The sequence below is a fragment of the Azospirillum terrae genome (assembly GCF_053470425.1).
This window is the reverse complement of record NZ_JBPXMR010000001.1, coordinates 668,144-686,875: the sequence shown is the minus strand read 5'-3', so window position 1 is coordinate 686,875 and position 18,732 is coordinate 668,144. Positions and strand designations below refer to the sequence as shown.

The 18,732-nt window shown below is 68.3% G+C and carries 16 protein-coding genes and 1 pseudogene; 11 read left to right on the top strand and 6 right to left on the bottom strand.

Annotation, left to right across the window (positions count from 1 at the left end; translation table 11 throughout):
* Positions 1-121 precede the first annotated feature (121 nt).
* The 3 genes from ACSVDD_RS03205 (at position 122) to ACSVDD_RS03195 (ending at position 2,398) form a co-directional block, all read left to right on the top strand.
* A complete protein-coding gene (locus ACSVDD_RS03205; protein WP_448187842.1) occupies positions 122-682 on the top strand; it encodes a sugar transferase in 561 nt (186 codons plus the stop codon).
* Between the two features lie 276 nt (positions 683-958).
* Positions 959-1,474, top strand: a complete 516-nt coding sequence (locus ACSVDD_RS03200) for a response regulator (protein WP_448187841.1) — start codon at positions 959-961, stop codon at positions 1,472-1,474.
* A gap of 267 nt (positions 1,475-1,741) precedes the next feature.
* A complete protein-coding gene (locus tag ACSVDD_RS03195) occupies positions 1,742-2,398 on the top strand; it encodes a LuxR C-terminal-related transcriptional regulator (protein WP_448187840.1) in 657 nt (218 codons plus the stop codon).
* Between the two features lie 38 nt (positions 2,399-2,436).
* Here ACSVDD_RS03195 and ACSVDD_RS03190 read toward each other — a convergent pair whose 3' ends face one another.
* On the bottom strand, positions 2,437-2,745 hold the full coding sequence (locus ACSVDD_RS03190) for a YkgJ family cysteine cluster protein (RefSeq protein WP_448187839.1): 309 nt from the start codon (positions 2,743-2,745) through the stop codon (positions 2,437-2,439).
* A gap of 4 nt (positions 2,746-2,749) precedes the next feature.
* Positions 2,750-4,273, bottom strand: a complete 1,524-nt coding sequence (locus ACSVDD_RS03185) for a DEAD/DEAH box helicase (protein ID WP_448187838.1) — start codon at positions 4,271-4,273, stop codon at positions 2,750-2,752.
* A gap of 428 nt (positions 4,274-4,701) precedes the next feature.
* Between ACSVDD_RS03185 and ACSVDD_RS03180 the strand changes: the two genes are divergently transcribed.
* A complete protein-coding gene (locus tag ACSVDD_RS03180; protein ID WP_448187837.1) occupies positions 4,702-5,280 on the top strand; it encodes a cold-shock protein in 579 nt (192 codons plus the stop codon).
* Positions 5,281-5,401: 121 nt separating this feature from the next.
* On the opposite strand, the gene ACSVDD_RS03175 is transcribed toward ACSVDD_RS03180, so the two are convergent.
* Entirely contained in the window at positions 5,402-6,199 is a 798-nt protein-coding gene (locus tag ACSVDD_RS03175; RefSeq protein ID WP_448187836.1) for an inositol monophosphatase family protein, read from the bottom strand.
* Between the two features lie 127 nt (positions 6,200-6,326).
* Between ACSVDD_RS03175 and ACSVDD_RS03170 the strand changes: the two genes are divergently transcribed.
* Together ACSVDD_RS03170 and ACSVDD_RS03165 are read left to right on the top strand one after the other, a co-directional pair.
* Positions 6,327-7,118 (top strand): DeoR/GlpR family DNA-binding transcription regulator, encoded by a 792-nt coding sequence (locus ACSVDD_RS03170; protein WP_448187835.1) that lies wholly within the window; start codon positions 6,327-6,329, stop codon positions 7,116-7,118.
* Between the two features lie 36 nt (positions 7,119-7,154).
* Positions 7,155-7,241 (top strand): annotated as a pseudogene (locus ACSVDD_RS03165) (YqaE/Pmp3 family membrane protein); the annotation flags it as partial.
* On the opposite strand, the gene ACSVDD_RS03160 reads toward ACSVDD_RS03165, so the two are convergent.
* Entirely contained in the window at positions 7,209-8,075 is an 867-nt protein-coding gene (locus ACSVDD_RS03160; protein ID WP_448187834.1) for a DUF3750 domain-containing protein, read from the bottom strand. The pseudogene ACSVDD_RS03165 and the gene ACSVDD_RS03160 sit on opposite strands and share 33 nt — an antisense overlap.
* Positions 8,076-8,228: 153 nt before the next feature.
* On the opposite strand from ACSVDD_RS03160, the gene ACSVDD_RS03155 reads away from it, so the two are divergent.
* Together ACSVDD_RS03155 and ACSVDD_RS03150 are read left to right on the top strand one after the other, a co-directional pair.
* Positions 8,229-10,040, top strand: coding sequence for an ABC transporter ATP-binding protein (locus ACSVDD_RS03155; protein ID WP_448187833.1), 1,812 nt, complete (start codon positions 8,229-8,231; stop codon positions 10,038-10,040).
* A 93-nt stretch (positions 10,041-10,133) separates the two neighbouring features.
* Complete coding sequence (locus tag ACSVDD_RS03150; protein ID WP_448187832.1) at positions 10,134-12,389, top strand: SDR family oxidoreductase; 2,256 nt, start codon at positions 10,134-10,136, stop codon at positions 12,387-12,389.
* A gap of 136 nt (positions 12,390-12,525) precedes the next feature.
* Here ACSVDD_RS03150 and galE read toward each other — a convergent pair whose 3' ends face one another.
* Positions 12,526-13,536: a UDP-glucose 4-epimerase GalE gene (gene galE / locus ACSVDD_RS03145; protein WP_448187831.1), complete on the bottom strand. Its 1,011-nt coding sequence runs from the start codon at positions 13,534-13,536 to the stop codon at positions 12,526-12,528.
* A gap of 89 nt (positions 13,537-13,625) precedes the next feature.
* Positions 13,626-14,549 (bottom strand): aldose 1-epimerase, encoded by a 924-nt coding sequence (locus ACSVDD_RS03140; RefSeq protein WP_448187830.1) that lies wholly within the window; start codon positions 14,547-14,549, stop codon positions 13,626-13,628.
* A gap of 669 nt (positions 14,550-15,218) precedes the next feature.
* On the opposite strand from ACSVDD_RS03140, the gene ACSVDD_RS03135 reads away from it, so the two are divergent.
* Genes ACSVDD_RS03135 through ACSVDD_RS03125 form a run of 3 tightly spaced genes read left to right on the top strand, consistent with a single transcriptional unit; the run spans position 15,219 to position 18,720 of the window.
* A complete protein-coding gene (locus ACSVDD_RS03135; RefSeq protein WP_448187829.1) occupies positions 15,219-16,241 on the top strand; it encodes a glycosyltransferase family 1 protein in 1,023 nt (340 codons plus the stop codon).
* Positions 16,229-17,518 (top strand): UDP-galactopyranose mutase, encoded by a 1,290-nt coding sequence (gene glf, locus ACSVDD_RS03130; RefSeq protein ID WP_448187828.1) that lies wholly within the window; start codon positions 16,229-16,231, stop codon positions 17,516-17,518. The genes ACSVDD_RS03135 and glf overlap by 13 nt, the downstream gene beginning before the upstream one ends.
* A 47-nt stretch (positions 17,519-17,565) precedes the next feature.
* Positions 17,566-18,720 (top strand): glycoside hydrolase family 1 protein, encoded by a 1,155-nt coding sequence (locus ACSVDD_RS03125; RefSeq protein ID WP_448187827.1) that lies wholly within the window; start codon positions 17,566-17,568, stop codon positions 18,718-18,720.
* Positions 18,721-18,732: the final 12 nt, after the last annotated feature.

Here is an 18,732-nt window from a genome sequence, read left to right as displayed (position 1 = left end):
GCGCAGCAAATGGAGGCCGCTTTCCATGACGCAAACGACCATCCCAGGGGTCATTCGGACCATCGCGAGGCCCCTTCGGAAATCCCGCGGGCAAGGGCGGCCGTTGCGTGCGAAGCGCGTTTTGGACTTCCTCCTCGCGTCGGTGATCCTGCTGGCCATCCTGCCGGTCCTGCTGCTGATCGCGATGCTGATCCGCCTGGAATCGCCCGGATCCGTGCTGTACCGACAGCCCCGCAACGGCAAGGACATGCGGGTCTTCACCATTTTCAAGTTCCGCACCATGCGGGCCGATACGGAAGTCTGCCGGCAGGCGCAGCGTGGCGACGACCGCGTGACGCGGGTCGGCCGTATCCTGCGCCGGACCAGCCTTGACGAACTGCCGCAGCTTCTCAACGTGCTGCGCGGCGAGATGTCGCTGGTCGGACCGCGCCCGCACCCGCTGTGGCTCGATGAGCGGTTCGGCCCGGAGGTTCCCAACTACGCGCGCCGTTTCGCGGTACCGCCGGGTATAACCGGGCTGGCCCAGATCAACGGCTGCCGGGGTGAGACTCCGGATGTGGCGACCATGGCGCGCCGGGTTGAATGGGACGCGCGATACGTGGACCGCTGCTCGCTGTCGCTCGACGTCAAGATTTTGCTGCGGACGCTGGCGGTGATATGGACCGACCGGCGGGCGTACTGAGCGCGCACGGCTGTAGCGCTGGGCCGGAGAAAATCCCTTATAAGTGGATCGACTGTGTGATACAGCGCCGTATATCGAAGAAAGTGGAAAGGCTGATGTCTTTCCGTAACCTTTGCGTAACAGGTGTGGCGAGTGGCTGCGGCGGCTGGTGCTACGCCTTATTACGGTCTGGATGGGTAATCCCTTCCGTAGATAATGCGGAATTCTAGGCAGGGGCCAACGCGACATCAACACGCGCGGCCGCACCGAAGGCGTATGGACCCGGTGGAGAACGTGATGGTTCGCTTCGGCGTGATCGCCGAGAATTGCGTCGCGACGTACTACGTTGCTTCCGGCGAACGGTCGGGGGGAGCGGTCGGGCGCGACATCCCGTTCCGGCGCGAACGCAGCCGCATTCTGGTGCGGCTGATCGACGATCGCTTCCTGTTCGCTGAGAGCCTGGCCGCCGCCGTTCACGCCACCGCCCCCGACATCGTGGTCGAACATTTGACCAGCCTCGACGCCCTGGCCGACGTGCCGGGAGTCGCGCAGGACGCCGGGGTCGTGCTGGTGAATCTCGGGCGCTCCGGCCTGACCGATGGGGTGGCCGGCAAGGCACTGCTCTCCCTGCTGGCGCTGGACGGGCATCCGCCCATCGCCGTCGTCGTACAGAAGGCGCAGCGGCCGGTGGTGCGCCGTGCGCTCGGCCTCGGCCTGAAGGGCTTTCTGCCGACCTCCGCCCCGCTGAGCGTCGCCATCGATGCCATCCGCCTGATCCAAAGTGGCGGCACCTTCATCCCGGACCCGATGTAACCGGCTCTGAGCAAACGGACGAAAAAAGGGCCGCTGCGCATGCGCGGCGGCCCGAAGTCTAGGGAGGAAACGCCCAAGAAGGGCGAACTCCACTATGATGCTGCATTGCAGCGGAAACGCAACCCTACTTTAGGATGAGCATTCGAGACCGGGTCCCCCGAACAGGGCATCGCGGCTGCGTGCGGCGGTTCGCCGTCCGGCCCGTTGCCTCGGTCGCAAGAACGGATAGTCTGCCCTCATACAGCGATGCTGATGGGAGGAAGCGAAGTGCCAACGGTCATGATCATCGGGGCCAACGGGCTCCAGCGGGGCGGCCTGCGTCACCTTCTGGGCGAAGAGGGGTTCGACGTGATCGCCGAAGCGGCGAACGCCCGCCAAGCCGTTCAGGGCGCCACCCCCGCGGCCGACGCCGTGCTGTTCGACGCCACCGGCTGTCAAGCCATCGGCGAGGACATCGCCACGCTGCATGGGGCTTTTCCCGACTCCCGCATCCTTCTGCTCGCCACCACCATCAGTGGCGCGGTCCTGCGCGAGGCGCTGGCGGCGGGTGCCGATGGCTGTTTGACCGCCGACACCTCCAGCAGCGCGCTGGCGCAATGGGTCCGCTACGCGCTGGCCGGCGGCAAGGTGTATCCGCGCGACATGGCTCAGATCCTGGCGCAGACCCCGGCGTCGCCGGGCTCGACCAGCGTGGGCGGGCGGACGCTGTCCAACCGTGAGATGGAAATCCTCACCCGCCTGACCACCGGCCACGGCAACAAGCAGATCGCCAACGAGCTGGGCATCACCGAGGCGACGGTGAAAGTCCATCTCAAGAGCCTGCTGCGCAAGATCGGCGCGGTCAACCGCACGCAGGCGGCGATCTGGGCGATGAACAACGGCATGGCCGGCAGCAGCGGCAGCCGCGTGGCCGCCACCGGCTGAGACGAAGCGGGCCATGGGTTGGGTGGGAGGGCGTCCGGTCAGCCGGACGCCTCCGCCACGTTGCCCTCCAGCCCGAATTTGACGCGGACGGCGTGGCATGCGTCGCTCCCGGCAGCGAACTCCATGCACACCAGGGGGCGGTCCTCGTAGACGATGCAGGTGACCTCGTCGCCGATGGTGCCCTTCAGCGCCATGCAGCGGTCGCCGTCACAGCGCATCCGGCCGTTCTCCGTGAGGTGCCGCGGGATGCCGTCGCCGTCGTGGATGCCGACGAACGTCGGCCACGTCCACGAAAAGGCGCAGCAGGCCCCGCAGCTCTCACAATCGGGCACGGTTCCCGACGGCATCCGGCTAGCGCGCGTCGTTCTTGCGCGGGCCGTTGATGGCCGACACCAGATCGCCGAATCCCGCCCCGGACCGGCCGCGCGACGGAGCCGCCCCGCGGTTCTGCTGGGGACGGTCCTGCCGCTGCTGGTCGTTGCGCTGCGGGCGGGCCTGCTCATTACGCTGCTGACGCGGCTGCTGGTCATTCCGCTGCTGACGCGGTTGCTCGGCGTTGCGAGCCGGCCGGGGCTGCTCGGCGTGGCGGGCCGGACGCGCCTGCTGCTCGCCGCGGGGCTGCCGCGGCTGCTCGCCGCGCGGGCGGCGCTGGTCGTCGCGGCGGGGCGGCGGGTTGTGCCGCGAAGCGCCATGCGCCGATTCCGCTGCGGCCGGGCGGTGGAAGGCCGGCAGGCCGAGGACGGTCAGCGGCTTGCGGGTCAGCTTCTCGATGTCGCGCAGGTAGATGCGCTCCTCGCCGTCATCGCAGAACGCGATGGCGATGCCCGAGTTGCCGGCGCGCGCCGTGCGGCCGATGCGGTGCACGTAGCTCTCCGGGATGTTGGGCAACTCGAAGTTCACCACGTGCGACACGGCGTCCACATCGATGCCGCGGGCGGCGATGTCGGTGGCGACCAGCACCCGTACGGTGCCGGACCGGAAGCCCTCCAGTGCGGCCTGACGCGCACTCTGCGACTTGTTGCCGTGGATTGCCGCGGCCGAGACGCCACCCTTGGCAAGATGCTCGGTCACCTTGTTGGCGCCGTGCTTGGTGCGGGTGAAGACCATCACCCGGTCCATGCCGGCGTCCTTGCCGAGCATGTCGAGCAGCAGATGGCGCTTGTCGCCGGCCGGCACGAAGATGACGTGCTGGTCGACGCGCTCAGCGGTGGTGGCCACCGGGGCGACCTCGACGCGCACGGGGTCCTTCAGCAAGCGCGCCGCGAGGTCGGTGATCTCCTTCGGCATGGTGGCCGAGAAGAACAGCGTCTGGCGCTCCTTGGGCAGCTTGGCGATGACCTTACGGACATCGTGGATGAAGCCCATATCGAGCATGCGGTCGGCTTCGTCGAGGACGAAGACCTCCAACCGGTCGAGTCGCACGTGCCCCTGGTTCATCAGGTCGAGCAGACGGCCGGGAGTTGCCACCAGGATGTCGAGGCCGCGGCGCAGCGCGTCCACCTGCGGCGACTGACCGACGCCGCCGAAGATCACCGCGTGGCGCAGGCCCAGACCCACTCCGTAATTGGCGATGCTCTCGCCGATCTGGATGGCAAGCTCCCGAGTCGGCGTCAAAATCAGCGAGCGCACGCCGTTCGGGCGGGGGGCGCCGATGTTGGCCGACAGTCGCTGCAGCATCGGCAGCGTGAACGCCGCGGTTTTGCCGGTGCCGGTCTGGGCGATGCCCAACAGGTCGCGGCCGAGCAGCAGGTGCGGGATGGCCTGCGCCTGAATGGGCGTCGGAGTCACATAGCCCTGGGTGGCCAGGGCGGCCTGGATCTCGGGGCGGAGCGAAAGTTCGGAGAAGGAGGTCATGGTGTCCTTGGTCGCGCGCACCGCCGGTCTTCCCGCGCCGACGGCGGGGAAGCGGACAGCCCTGAAGGGCGTCCTGTCCAATGGCGAAGCTGCAAAGCGGATTGCGCTCGTAAGCCCCGGAACCGCGCGCGCGCCGGTAGGGCCGTATGAGGAGGTACGTCTCGAAATGCACCGGCGCCGGGATAAATCCGGGCTGCGGTTCCGCGCGATCACGATACGCAATGGAGCGGCCCGCGGGTCGGCGGGCGTCCGTCTTGGCTTACCGTATGACGCCGAACGGCGCGCGGGTCAAGGAACATCGGCCTGATGAGTGGGCGGCGCACCGGCATACCCTCGAATGTTCTTCATCTGCGGCGCGCAATTACGATTGCATCGGCTGCTGTGGACAGGCATTGTTGCTCAAGCCCTCCATAGAGGATGCGGCATCTTTTACGTTTTACGAGACCCCGATGTACGATCGTCCCCAGCGCGGTGGTTTCCGCGCTTCTACTCCTGAAATCACCCAGCGCAACATCACGGCGACGGTGAAGTGGTACAACCCCGAAAAGGGTTTCGGCTTCGTCACCCCCGAGGACGGCTCGCCCGACGCGTTCCTGCACGCTTCGGCCGTGCAGTTCGCCGGTCACGACACGCTGCCGGAAGGCACCACTGTCGTGTGCGACCTGTCGCGCGGCCCGAAGGGTCCGCAGGTGGCGGCGCTCCACTCCGTCGATAAGTCGACGGCGTCGAACGACCGTCCGGCTCGTGGCGGCTACGACCGTCCGGCTCGCGGTGGCTACGGCGGCGGTTACGACAACTACGGCGGCGGCGCCAGCAGCGGTGAGACCGTTGACGGCACGGTGAAGTGGTTCAACGTCACCAAGGGCTTCGGCTTCATTGCCCCGGACAACGGCGGCAAGGACGTGTTCGTCCACGTCAAGGCAGTCGAGCGCTCCGGCCTGAACGGTCTGTCGGATGGTGAGCGCGTGCGCATCACCGTGCGTCAGGGCCAGAAGGGTCCCGAGGCCGAGCGTATCGAACTCGCCTGATCGGCGGTCTCGAGTGTGCCGGGTCCGCTCTGCGGACCCGGTTCCGCTTCGTCTTTTTCTTTACCCTCAGACTGCGGGCGCCGGGCCTGAATGGCTCAGCCGTGCGGTGAGGGCTCTAAGGTTACTCGGTGCGATCCGTGATCAACGGGCGCAGCGCGTCGACCAGTGCCGCCGTTCCGGCGAGCAACGGTGCGCCTCCGGAAAAGTCCGGGCGTAGCCGGTAAGGCGCGGCTGCACCGCCGGCCTCTTCCACCAGCAATATCCCCGCCAGCACGTCCCACGGCAGCAGGTACGGATCCCACGTGGCATCCAGCCGGCCGCAGGCGACGTGGGCCAGTTGCAGCGCCGCTGTCAGCAGGTTGCGCGTCTGTGCTCCTGCCTCCAGCACGTGGGTGAACGGCTCCAGGAACAGGTGCGACGCGTGGCGCGGTGAATGACCGACGCCGATCACCGCCTTGCCCAGTTCCGTGCAATCCGACACCCGGATCGGCTCGCCGTTCAGGAGGGCACCGCCACCACGCCGCGCGGTGTACAACTCATCGGTGTTGGGATCGTAGATGATTCCCAACTCGGTGCGGCCATCCACCATCAGCGCCAGCACGATGCCGAACCACGGCAGGCCGCGCAGGAAGTTCTGCGTGCCGTCGATGGGGTCCACCACCCACACGCGCGATGCCGCCGGCCCGCCGGCCTCTTCGCCGACCACGGCGTCTTCCGGGAACAGGGCGGCGAGTCGGGTGCGGATCAGTTCTTCCACGGCGCGGTCGGCGACGCTGACAAGGTCCTGCGGCCCTTTGATCTCAACGGTCAGCTCGGCGCGGCGTTCGAAATAGCGGCGTGCCAGCCAACCCGCCTCGCGGGCCACCGCGGCACCGGCGGCAAGGCGGCGGTCGAACTCGCGTTCAGCTTCAACGGTCATCGGTCTGTTCCCAAGGCAGCCATGTGCGCTCTTGTGTCACGAACACTGCCTCCAACGCCAGGATGGGCCTTGCGGGCGAAGCTGCGGCGCTGCTTCAATAGGGTCCGCGCGCACCACAGGACCCCTAATGGACCCGATGACGCCCCGGCAAACCGAGATCCTGGCGTTGGCGCGCACGTCCGGCCGGGTGCTGGTGGACGATCTGGCGCTGCGCTTCGCGGTCACGCCGCAGACCATCCGCAAGGATCTCAACGGCCTGTGCGAGCGCCGGCTGCTGCAACGGGTGCACGGCGGCGCCATCGCCGGCTCGGGGGTCGAGAACCTCGGCTACGAAGCGCGCCGGATGATCGCGCGCGAGGAGAAGCAACGCATCGGCGAGCGCGCGGCGGCGCTGGTGGCCGACGGCTCGTCGCTTTTCATCAACATCGGCACCACGACGGAAGAGGTGGCGCGCGCCCTTCAAGGCCGCTCCGACCTCGTGGTCATCACCAACAACATCAACGTTGCCAACCTCTTGCGCCCCGAACCTCGCATCGAGGTTATCGTTGCCGGCGGTGTGGTCCGGCGCGCCGACGGCGGCATCGTCGGCGAGGCGACGACGGATTTCTTCAACCAGTTCAAGGTGGACTACGCCATCGTCGGCACCTCGGCCATCGACGAGGACGGCGCGCTGCTCGACTACGACTACCGCGAGGTGCGGGTGTCGCAGGCGATCATCGCCAACGCCCGGCACGTGATCCTGGTCGCCGATCGCACGAAGCTGGAGCGCACGGCGCCGGTGCGCATCGGCCACATCGCGCAGATCCACACCTTCGTCACCGACGCGCTGCCCTCCGAGCGGCTTGCCCGCGTCTGCCGCGAGGCCGGCGTGCGGGTCGAGGAGGTGCTGCCCGGCGCCCCCGATGAGCCGGAGGCGTAGGGGGAACCGACGCGGGGCGGCGGGCGTTGTCAGCGCATGGACCTGATACGCATCATCTTTGCGCTGCTGCTGCCGCCTTTGGGCGTCTTTCTACAGGTTGGCCTGGGCTTGCAGTTCTGGATCAACGTGGTTCTGACGCTGCTCGGCTACATCCCCGGCATCATCCACGCGCTGCACGTCATCGTGAAGTACAAGTCGCGGGCGGGTTGACGCCGCTCCCCACAGCCCCAGCCGCCCCAGACCCGGCAGCTTGAGCGCCGGAGCCTTCGGGTCGATGCCGACGGTGAGCCCGAGCAGGTTCACCTCCAGCCCTTCCTCGACCGCCAGCAGGACGCCGGCCACCCCGAAGAGGTTGATCTGCCAACCCGTGCCGCTCGGCGCCCGCGCCACCAGACCGCCGCCCAGATAATCCTTGCCCAGCGCCGTCGCCGGCAGGTCGAGCCGCAGTTCCGGCACCGCTCGGCCCACCCAGGCGGCGAAGGTGTTGCTGTTGGGGCCGGGCCACAGGCGGTACTCGCCGGCGTGGGGATAGCTGCGCGCCGCCGCGTCGATCTTCGGGATGGCCGCCTCGGCGGTCGGGCCGCGCAACTCTGCCAGGATCTCCGGCTCGGAGCCGAACCAGCGCCCGTCCGGCGGCCGGTTGCCGACCGACACCGCCGACATGCCGCTGTAGACCCGCCAGCCGATCACCTCGTAGACTGTGTAGCGCGCTGCGCCCGCCGGCTTCACCGCGAACCACGGGTGCACGCCGAAGGCGCCGCGCCAGGAGAAGGCGCGTGCCGCGTACACCTGCACCACCGCCTCAGGCGTGCCGGCGGGGTCGGGGGCGAGACCGGCCGGGCTGCGGTCCGCCGTCGCCCAACTGCCACCCATCGGCACCGCGCCGGTGGCGAGCACGAAGCCCGGTCCGCCCAGGAACAGCGCCAGGACCGCCAAGCACACCAAGACCGCCGTCATCAACCCTCCGAAGCAGGCATGAGCCGATGTATGTAGGCGTCAGAGGGCTTCCTTGCAGGCCCCGGCGCGATGACAATGCTGTGCGCGGCGCGATCTTCCCGGCGCGCCGTGGTTTCCCACCCCAGGCCTATCCCCGACCGGAGTCCCCGCCGCGTGTTCGCCCCCGAATCGATCCGCCACGCCGACCTCATGCCGGAAGGCGTGCCCACCTCGCCGTGGCGGCTTCTCTGGACCTTCGTGCGCCGTCGCTTCCTCGGCCGCACGGTGCTGCTCAACCTCCTGGCGGCCGGTGGGATCGGCTTGATGACGCTGGAGCCGGTGGCGCTGAAGAAGCTGGTGGACGGGCTGGCGGCCGGGCAGGGCTGGGGCGGAGGCGTGCTGTTCTGGTTCCTGGCGCTAGGCGGGCTGTGGATCGGCTCGGCGCTGTTCAACCGCGCTCGGGAGATCGCCGGGATCTACACCGCACCCGTGATGCGCTACGAGATCCAGTTCACCCTGTTCTCCTATCTGATCGAGCATGCGCCGCGCTATTTCCAGGAGAACTTCGCCGGCAACCTCGGCCAGAAGGTCAAGCAGGCGGCACAGAGCGCCATCGATCTGCTCGACATCCTGACCAACGACATCATCCGCATCGTCATCGTGCTGTCGGTCAGCCTGTATCTGCTCTACGCCGCGCACACCTTCTTCGCAGTGCTGCTGGTCGGCTGGACGGCGGTGCAACTCGCCATTTCAGCGCTGATGGCGCGGCGCTGCTACGCGCTGTCGCGCGGGCTGTCCGAGGCGTACTCAGCCTCCACGGGGCACATGGTGGACGTCGCCGCCAACATCGAACTGGTGCGCGCCTTTGTCGGCCGCGCGCACGAGTTCACGCTGCTTTCCAAGGCGTTGGGGGCCGAAGCCGCGCGCTCGCATGATCTGCGCTGGTATCTGGTCAAGATGTGGCTGATCCTGTTCAACGCGCTGCTGCTGTTCCAGATCGCGCTGATCGGCATCGCCGTGTCGGAGGCCGTGGCCGGCCGCATGACGGTCGGCGACTTTGCCATGGTGTTCTCGCTGGCCAGTGTCGTCGGCCTCAACGTGTGGAACCTGTCGCACCGCATGCTGGGCTTCTTCGAGCATCTCGGCACTCTGTCGGGCGCACTCGGCCTCATCGTTCGCCCGCACGAGGTGGTGGACCGCCCCGGCGCCAAGCCGCTGGAGGTCGCCGTTGGCGCCGTGGAGGTGCGCGGCGTGCGCTTCGCGCACGGCGACGGCACGGGCGTGTTCGAGGACCTGAACCTGTCCATCGCTCCCGGCGAGAAGGTGGCGCTGGTCGGGCCATCGGGGGCCGGCAAGAGCACGCTGGTCAAGCTGCTGCGCCGCCAGTACGAGCCGCAGGCCGGCGGCATCCGCATCGACGGGCAGGACATCGCCGCGGTGACGCTGGACAGCCTCAACCACGCCGTCGCCGAGGTCCCGCAGTCACCGGCGCTGTTCCATCGCACCATCCGCGAGAACATCGCCTATGCCCGCCCGGACGCCGAGGAGCACGCCGTGCTCGAAGCGGCGCGCAAGGCGCACTGCCACGACTTCGTTGTGCGGCGGCCGCAGGGCTATGACGCGGTGGTGGGCGAGCAGGGCATCCGCCTGTCCGGCGGCGAGCGCCAGCGCGTCGCCATCGCCCGCGCCTTCCTGAAGGATGCACCGATCCTGGTGCTCGACGAGGCGACCTCGGCCTTGGATTCCGAGACCGAACACTTGATCCAGGACGCGCTGTGGGAGCTGTTCAAGGGCCGCACGGTCATCGCCATTGCGCACCGACTGTCCACCGTCACCGGCATGGACCGTATCCTCTACATGGAGCATGGCTGCATCCTGGAAACCGGCAGCCATGCCGACCTGCTGGCCCGCAACGGCCGGTATGCCGACCTTTGGCGCCGGCAGGTCGGCGGCTTCCTGCCCAGCGAGGCGATGGACATGGTGTAGGCTCCTGCGAGGTATTTCTTCCGGACCTTGGGCTTTCGCCGCCCCGTCGTGGTTGAACCGGCCGCGCCGTGACGGGACTGGAGGACGAGCCGCATGCCGGAGATCGAGGTTTGGGCCGGGGTCGAATGCTCGGTCGCGCGCGTCGGCGACACCTATTCCGACCAGACGCGGCTGAGCGGGCACCACGACCGCCCCGGCGACCTCGACGCCTTCGCGCGGCTGGGCATCGCGCGGCTCCGCTACCCGGTGCTGTGGGAGCGCGTGGCCGCCGATGGACTGGAGCGCGCCGACTGGACGTGGAGCGACGAACGGCTGAACCGGCTGCGCGACCTCGGCGTCAAGCCCATCGTCGGCTTGCTCCATCACGGCAGCGGGCCGCCCGACACCAGTCTCGCCGACCCGGACTTTCCAGGAAAGTTCGAGGACTTCGCCGCGCAGGTGGCAGAACGCTATCCGTGGGTCGAGGACTGGACGCCGATCAACGAGCCGCTGACCACCGCGCGCTTCAGCGGGCTCTACGGCTTGTGGTACCCGCACGCCCGTGACCACCGGGCGTTCCTGGTCATGCTGCTCAACCAAGTGGACGGCATCCGGCGCGCCATGCGGGCGATACGCGCGGTCAACCCTTGGGCGAGGCTGGTGCAGACCGAGGATCTGTGCCGGGTGTTCAGCACGCCGCGCTTGGCCTATCAGGCCACCTACGAGAACGAGCGGCGCTGGCTGGGCTTCGACCTGCTGACCGGCCGTGTCGGTCCCGACCATCCGCTGTGGGCCTATTTCGAGATGGCGGGGCTCGACCGGCAACACACCGCCCTGCTCGCCTCGCTGCGCGACGAGCCGTGCCCGCCGGACATCATCGGCGGCAACCATTACCTGACCAGCGAGCGCTTCCTCGACGAGCGGCTGGAGCGCTATCCACCCGAGGCGCACGGCGGCAACGGCATCGACCGCTACGCCGACGTGGAGGCGGTCCGCGTCGTCGCCGAAGGTGCCATCGGCTTCGAGACGCTGCTGCTGGAGGCATGGGAACGCTACGGCCTGCCGCTGGCGGTCACCGAGGCGCACAACGGCTCGACCCGCGAGGAGCAACTGCGCTGGCTGAAGGAGGTCTGGGACGGCGCCGTGCGGCTGAGGGCGCGCGGCGTGGATGTTCGCGCAGTCACCGCGTGGTCGCTGCTCGGCAGCTTCGACTGGTACAGCCTGCTGACGCGGCGGGACGGCGTCTACGAGAGCGGCGTCTTCGACCTGCGTGCGCCGGCACCGCGGCCGACCGCGCTGGCCGGCTTGGTGGAATCGCTGGCCCGTGGCGGGGAAGCCGACCACCCCGTGCTCGACACGCCGGGGTGGTGGCACCGGCCGGACCGCTTTTTCTGGCCGCCGGTGCGCTGCCGGCCGTTCACGCTGCCGTACTCGGCCTGGACGCTGTCGGAGCGGCGCGGCGAGCCGCGGACGCTGCTGATCGCCGGGGCCACGGGCACGCTCGGCCGGGCGTTCGCCCGGCACTGTGCGTTGCGCGGCTTGCCCTTCCGGGTGCTGACCCGGCAGGAGATGGACATCGCCGACCCCGCCTCGGTGGGCGCGGCGCTCGACAGGCACCGTCCCTGGGCGGTGATCAACGCCGCCGGCTGGGTTCGTGTGGACGAGGCCGAGGCGGACCCGCGGGGCTGCCGGCGCGAGAACACGCAGGGGCCGGCGGTGCTGGCCGCGGCGTGCGCGGCGCGCGGCGTCGGGCTGGTGACCTTCTCGTCCGATCTGGTGTTCGACGGGGCCAAGCGGGCGCCCTATGTGGAGAGCGACGCGCCGGGACCACTGAGCGTCTATGGCGCTGCCAAGGCGGCGGCCGAGGCGGCGGTGCTGGAGACACTGCCCTGTGCCCTGGTGGTGCGCACCAGCGCCTTCTTCGGGCCGTGGGACCAGCACAATTTTCTGGCCCACGCGCTGTTGCGGCTGCGCGCCGGGCAGCGCTTCGCCGCGGCGGCCGACGCGCTGGTGTCGCCGACCTACGTGCCCGATCTGGCCGACGCCGCGCTTGATCTGCTGATCGATGGCGAGCGGGGGATCTGGCACCTCGCCTCGGGCGGCGCGGTGAGTTGGGCGGAACTGGCGCGGCTGGCGGCGGAGCGTTGCGGCGTGAACGCCGACCTGATCGACCCGGTGCCGGCGGCGGAGTTGGGATGGACGGCGCCGCGGCCGGCGTACAGTGTGCTCGGGTCCGAGCGCGGCGCCATCATGCCGCCCCTGGACGACGCGCTGGCGCGCTATGTCGAGGCGGTGTCGTCCATGGCGACGACGCGGCTCGGTCCGGCGGAGGGGCTGGCGGAGTACTTCCGCGCCCATCAGACGCGGTGAAGTGGAACAGAATGGAACACTATGGAACAGTGTGCAGGGGGTGTTCCGTTCGTTCCGCACCACGCGGGCACGGCTTTCCGGCGAGGAAAGTCATCCTAGGGTAAATCGCCGGCCAGTGCAACCGTGCCGTTTGAACCTACCCTGCCTTTGTCAGCCGTCCGCTGCGGATCAGCGACTCCTCCCAATCCAGCGCGTTGCGGATGATCTGTTCCAGGTCATCGTGCTTCGGCGTCCAGCCGACGGTGCGGCGGAGCAGCGTGGAATCCGCCACCAGTTCCGGCGGATCACCGGCACGGCGGCCAGCGATGTCCACCGGCAGCGGACGGCCGATGACCTTCTCCATCGTTTCCAGGATCTGCTTCACCGAATAGCCGCGTCCGTAGCCGCAGTTGGCGATGAAGGAATCCGCTCCGCCCAGCAGATGGGTCAGCGTCTGCTCGTGCGCCGCCACAAGGTCGGTCACGTGGATGTAGTCGCGGATGCAGGTGCCGTCCGGCGTCGGGTAGTCGTCGCCGAACACCGACATGCGCGGACGCAGGCCGAGCGCCGTCTGCGAGGCGATCTTGATGAGATGCGTGGCGACGCGCGAGGACTGTCCGGCGCGCCCTGCCGGGTCCGCCCCGGCGACGTTGAAGTAGCGCAGGCAGGCATAGCGCAGGCCGTGCGCCGCGGCGGCGTCGGCCAGCATGCGCTCGGTCATCAGCTTGGAGGCGCCGTAGGGGTTGACCGGCTTGGTCGGCATGGTCTCGACGATGGGCACGCGGTCGGGCGCGCCGTACACCGCCGCCGTCGAGGAGAACAGGAACGCCCGCACCCCGCCCGCGATGCAGGTGCGGACCAGCGACAGGCTGTTCATGGTGTTGTTGGCGTAGTAGTCGAGCGGCTTTTCCACCGATTCCGGCACGACGATGGAGCCGGCGAAGTGCATCACCGCCGTGACGCCCATCCGGCCGATGACGTCCGCCACCGAGGCAGCGTCGCCGATGTCCGCCTGGACGAATTCGGCCTCGGCCGGCACCGCCTCGCGGTAGCCGGTGGACAGATCGTCCACCACCACGACCCGGTAGCCGGCGTCGAGCAGGGCGAACGCCGCGTGGCTGCCGACATAGCCGGCGCCTCCCGTGACGAGAACCGTTTCCTTGCGCACGAACAATCTCCTCGAAGGTCCCGGCCACACCTGGGTATGGCCGGGGTAAAGGTCAGTCTGACTTACCGGAATGAACCGGCGGTTACGCCTTACGGACAGCAGGGCTCCAACCGGAAGCGCACCTCGGTCGTCTCGCCGGGGACCAGCACCATGCCGCCGACCTGGGGACCGCCGAGGTGGGTGAGATTCGGCCAATCCGTGCAGTTGCCCACCGGCTCCAGACAGAAGAATTTCTCATGAGCCGGCGTGTAGGCTACCAGGAAATCGAGCAACGGGTCGGCGGTCATGCGCAACGCGGTGCCGTGTTCCGGCCAGCGCACCGTTGCGGTGCGGTCCCAGCCGGTGAAGTTGTTGTCCAACGAGGCGTCGGCGACGCGCAAGCCCTTGGCGAGGCGCTCGGTCACCCAGTTGCGCTCCAGCGTGGTCGGCATCACCTCGCGGTCGGAGAACCAGATGGCGTCCACGTTGGCGGTGATCGTCGTCTCCGGTGTGCGCGGCAGGTAGGGATGGTGGCCGAGGCCGAGCGGCATGGCCGTCGTTCCGGTGTTGGTCACCATCAGGCGTACGGTCAACTCCCTGGCGGTCAGTTCGAAGGTCTGACGGGCGGCGTAGGCGAAGGGCCAAGCGCCGGGTGCGTGTTCCAGATCCAGGGTCAGCATGGCCGGTCCGTGCTCCAGCACGGTCCAGGGGCGCTGCCACGCGTCGCCGTGGATGGCGTGGCGCGAGGCGGCGTAGTTGGCGGGCAACTGCACATCGACGCCGTCGAAGCTGAAGCGGCCGTCACGGATGCGGTTGCAATAGGGGATCAGCGGAAAGCTCGCCATGCCCAGCGGGTCGCGGGCGGCCAGGGCCTCGGGCGTGGCCGGGCGCAGCCAGTCGATGCGCCGGCCGTCGCGCAGACTCGAAAAGCGCGCGATGGAGCCGCCGACCTGCGGTGCCACGTCGAGTGTGAGCGTGCCGGCAGAGATCGTGACGACGTCAGGCAGACGCAGGGCCGCGGGGCGGGTCGACATGCTTGGAAGATCCTCGAACTGGGGCAAAGCCATCGTGCGCGAGTATCCCCGCCGCCCACCAGCCGGTCGAGGCCAAGAAAGCGGGCGAGCGGGCATGTCGCCGTTTTGTCTCAGGTGACCCCACCCTATGCGTCGCGGCGCGCGCATCGGGTTACCAAGTGCGTGTTATGCCGGAAGAAAAGTCGGGGCTGCGAATCCCGGCAGCAAAGCATACATGTCGATGAACTGCCGGTCGTTGTTCGATCCTGTATAGCAGCGGCAAAACCGATGAATATCAGCGCACTGCCACGTTAGACCGAGGCAAATGCACGACCCATTGGAAAACGCGAGTTAACCCGGTTCGGTGTCGCCGACTACGGGAACCCTTGGGATTACGCGCTGTTGCCCGACGCCGGAAGAGAATGCCGGTTTGGTGTGTTTACCTGACGCGACCCTGTGGGGGGATTGCCGCAGGAGGTCGGATTTTCGCAACTCATCGGCTCTTGGGAGACGTGGCGCATGAAATACAATGGAGGCGAGGGCTTGGCTGTACGGGGCGATTTGCAGATTAAAACCGAAGATATTGACCTAAGTTCGACGAAATTATTGTACGACCAACGGCGGCCTCACGATTTTGTCTGCTTCTCGCACCTGCGCTGGCATTTCGTTCACCAGCGGCCGCAGCACCTGATGACGCGGTTCGCCCGCGAATTCCGCCTGTTCTTCGTCGAAGAGCCGGTCGGCACCGACGCCGCCGAGCCGTTCCTGGACGTGCATGAGACCGACGTCGGCGTGAAGATCGTGGTGCCACGCATCCCCCGGGGCATGGACCACGAGGCTGCCCAGCGCGCCCTGCTCGATCGCTTCTTCGTCCAGATGGGCATCGAGCGGCCTCTGCTCTGGTACTACACGCCCATGAGCCTGTCGTTCTCCGACCATCTGCCGGCGGCGGCGGTGGTCTACGACTGCATGGACGAGTTGTCGGCCTTCCGCGGCGCGCCGCCCCAGCTCATCAAGCGCGAACGCGCGCTGCTGGAGCGCGCCGACCTCGTGTTCACCGGCGGCTACAGCCTCTATGAGGCCAAGCGCGGCCTCCACCCCAGCGTGCACGCCTTTCCCAGCAGCGTGGACATCGCCCACTTCGCGCAGGCGCGCCACTCCATCACCGAGCCCGAGGATCAGGCGGCGCTGCCGCGCCCGCGCCTGGGCTTCTTCGGGGTGATCGACGAGCGGTTCGACATCGACCTGCTGGGCGCCATCGCCCGCATGCGGCCGGCGTGGCAGTTCGTGATGATCGGGCCGGTGGTGAAGATCGACCCGGCGACGCTGCCGCAAGCGCCGAACATCCACTACCTGGGCATGCGCGGCTACGCCGACCTGCCGCGCTACCTCCAGGGTTGGGACGTGGCGCTGATGCCGTTCGCCATGAACGAATCCACGCGCTTCATCAGCCCTACCAAGACGCCGGAGTTCCTGGCCTCCGGCCGGCCGGTGGTGTCCACGCCGGTTCGCGACGTGGTGCGGACCTACGGCGACACCGGGCTCGTCTATATCGCCGCGACGCCCGAGGATTTCGTTGCGGCGTGCGAACGGGCGCTGGCCGTGGAGCGCACCTCGCCCGCGTGGCTGGCGACGGTGGACCGGGTGCTGGGCGACATGTCCTGGGATTCGACCTGGGGCCGAATGAAAGGACTGATCGAATGCGTGATCTGAACTCCGGTGCCATCGGCGCCGCCGGGGGCGAACCCTTCGTCAGCCCCTTGCACGGGCATCGCAACGGCGTCGCGCTGACCGGCCGTGCCGGCTTCGACTATCTGATCGTCGGGGCGGGCTTTGCCGGCAGCGTGCTGGCCGAGCGGCTGGCCCGCGGGCTTGGCAAGCGCGTGCTGCTCATCGACCGGCGCCCGCACATTGGCGGCAACGCCTACGACCACTACAACGACGACGGCATCCTCATCCACCGCTACGGCCCGCACATCTTCCACACCAACTCGGCGCAGGTGGCCGAGTACCTGTCGCGCTTCACCAAGTGGCGCCCGTACGAGCACAGGGTGTTGGCACGGGTCGACCGGCGCCTCGTGCCGATCCCCATCAACCGGACCACCGTCAACACGCTGTACGGACTGGATCTGGACGAGGCCGGCGTCGCCGCCTTCCTGGCATCACGCGCCGAGCCGGTGGCGGAGGTCCGCACCTCGGAGGACGTGGTGGTCGGCGCCGTCGGGCGGGAGCTGTACGAAACGTTCTTCCGCGGCTACACCCGCAAGCAATGGGGCCTCGACCCGTCCGAGCTGGACAAGGCGGTCACGTCGCGCGTGCCGACGCGGACCAACGACGACGACCGCTATTTCGGCGACAGCTTCCAGAACATGCCGCTGCATGGCTACACGCGGATGTTCGAAAACATGCTGGACCACCCGAACATCAAGATCATGGTCAACGCCGACTACCGCGAGGTGGCGCGCGAGGTGCGTCATGACAATCTGATCTTCACCGGCCCGATCGACGAGTTCTTCGATCACCGGTACGGCAAGCTGCCCTACCGCTCGCTGCACTTCCGGCACGAGACGGTGGACCAGGAGCAGTTCCAGCCGGTGGCGGTGGTGAACTACCCGGCCGAGGACGTGCCGCACACCCGCATCACCGAATACAAGCACCTGACCGGCCAGCGGCACGCCAAGACCAGCCTGACCTACGAGTTCCCCTCGGCCGAGGGCGACCCGTACTACCCCGTGCCCAAGCCGGAGAACGCGGAGCTGTACCGCAAGTACCAGGCGTTGGCCGATGCCACGCCGAACGTGCATTTCGTCGGGCGGCTGGCGACCTACCGCTACTACAACATGGATCAGGTCGTGGCCCAGGCGCTGACGCTCTACGGCCGCATCGCCAAGGCCGATGAAGAGGAGCGGGCTCTGTCGGGGGCGGCACGGGCGCTGTCCACGCTGGCGCACGGCGTTCCCATGGAAAAACGAGTGGACGCGGCCGAATAGGCCGCCTCCCAACGGTCCGACGGACATCATCCGGGAGGGGAAGACGGATGCTTACGCCGACCTTGTTCGAGAGCATTTTCCTCGGCGGTTTCGAATGCTCGACCCACCGGCGCGACGATGGCCGGCGCCTCGATCTGATCGCGGCGACCGGTCACGACCGGGCCGCTGCGCAGGATTACCGGGCAATGCTCCGGCATGGCATCCGCACGGTGCGTGACGGCGTGCGCTGGCACCTGATCGAAACGGCGCCCGGCCGCTACGACTGGTCCAGCTTTTTGCCCATGCTGCGCGCCGCGCGGGACCTGGGGGTGCAGGTTGTCTGGGACCTCTGCCACTACGGCTTCCCGGACGGCATCGACATCTGGCGCCCGCAGTTCGTCGACCGCTTTGCCCGCTTCGCCGGAGCCTTGGCGCGGCTGGTGCGCGAGGAGACGGACGCCGTGCCGTTCTACTGCCCGGTCAACGAGATCGCCTACTGGTCCTGGGCCGGCGGCGATCATGGCCGGATAAATCCATGCGCGTTCGGGCGCGGCTTCGAATTGAAGCATCAGCTGGTCCGCGCCGCCATCGCCGGGATGGAGGCGGTGCACGCCGTGGACTCGCGCGCCCGCTTCGTGCACGTGGACCCGGTGATCAACGTCGCCGCATCGCCGGACCGGCCCGAGGACCGCGAGGAGGCGGTGGCCTACACCCGCGCCCAGTACCAGTCCTGGGACATGATCGCTGGCGGCCTGTGGCCGGGCCTTGGCGGCCGGCCGGATCTGCTGGACGTCATCGGCGTCAACTTCTACTCCGACAACCAATGGTGCCTGCACGGTCCTACCATGGAGCGAGGCCACCCGCTCTACAAGCCGTTCCGCGCGATGCTCGCCGATGTGTGGGAGCGCTACCGCCGGCCGATCCTGGTGGCCGAAACCGGCGCCGAGGGTGCCGCGCGGGCGCCGTGGCTGCGCTACGTCGCCGGTGAGGTGATGGCCGCCATCCAGGCCGGCGTGCCGGTGCAGGGCATCTGCCTCTACCCGATCCTCGACTATCCGGGTTGGACCAACGAGCGCCATTGCCCGGTGGGGCTGCTCGGCTTTCCCACCGCCGAGCACCGCTCCGTCCATCTGCCGCTCGCCGACGAGCTGCGCCGCCAGCAGGCGCTGTTCGACCATTCGCTCCAGGGCCGCAGCCGGCACACCATCGCCGCCGCCGTCTGACCAACCCGAGGA

Excerpts from the sequence above, each read along its gene's own strand:
- ACSVDD_RS03200 (WP_448187841.1), top strand. The coding sequence starts at position 959 with ATGGTTCGCTTCGGCGTGATCGCCGAGAATTGCGTCGCGACGTACTAC.
- ACSVDD_RS03190 (WP_448187839.1), bottom strand. The coding sequence starts at position 2,745 with ATGCCGTCGGGAACCGTGCCCGATTGTGAGAGCTGCGGGGCCTGCTGC.
- ACSVDD_RS03180 (WP_448187837.1), top strand. The coding sequence starts at position 4,702 with ATGTACGATCGTCCCCAGCGCGGTGGTTTCCGCGCTTCTACTCCTGAA.
- ACSVDD_RS03175 (WP_448187836.1), bottom strand. The coding sequence starts at position 6,199 with ATGACCGTTGAAGCTGAACGCGAGTTCGACCGCCGCCTTGCCGCCGGT.
- ACSVDD_RS03170 (WP_448187835.1), top strand. The coding sequence starts at position 6,327 with ATGGACCCGATGACGCCCCGGCAAACCGAGATCCTGGCGTTGGCGCGC.
- ACSVDD_RS03160 (WP_448187834.1), bottom strand. The coding sequence starts at position 8,075 with ATGACGGCGGTCTTGGTGTGCTTGGCGGTCCTGGCGCTGTTCCTGGGC.
- ACSVDD_RS03150 (WP_448187832.1), top strand. The coding sequence starts at position 10,134 with ATGCCGGAGATCGAGGTTTGGGCCGGGGTCGAATGCTCGGTCGCGCGC.
- ACSVDD_RS03140 (WP_448187830.1), bottom strand. The coding sequence starts at position 14,549 with ATGTCGACCCGCCCCGCGGCCCTGCGTCTGCCTGACGTCGTCACGATC.
- ACSVDD_RS03135 (WP_448187829.1), top strand. The coding sequence starts at position 15,219 with ATGACGCGGTTCGCCCGCGAATTCCGCCTGTTCTTCGTCGAAGAGCCG.
- glf (WP_448187828.1), top strand. The coding sequence starts at position 16,229 with ATGCGTGATCTGAACTCCGGTGCCATCGGCGCCGCCGGGGGCGAACCC.
- ACSVDD_RS03125 (WP_448187827.1), top strand. The coding sequence starts at position 17,566 with ATGCTTACGCCGACCTTGTTCGAGAGCATTTTCCTCGGCGGTTTCGAA.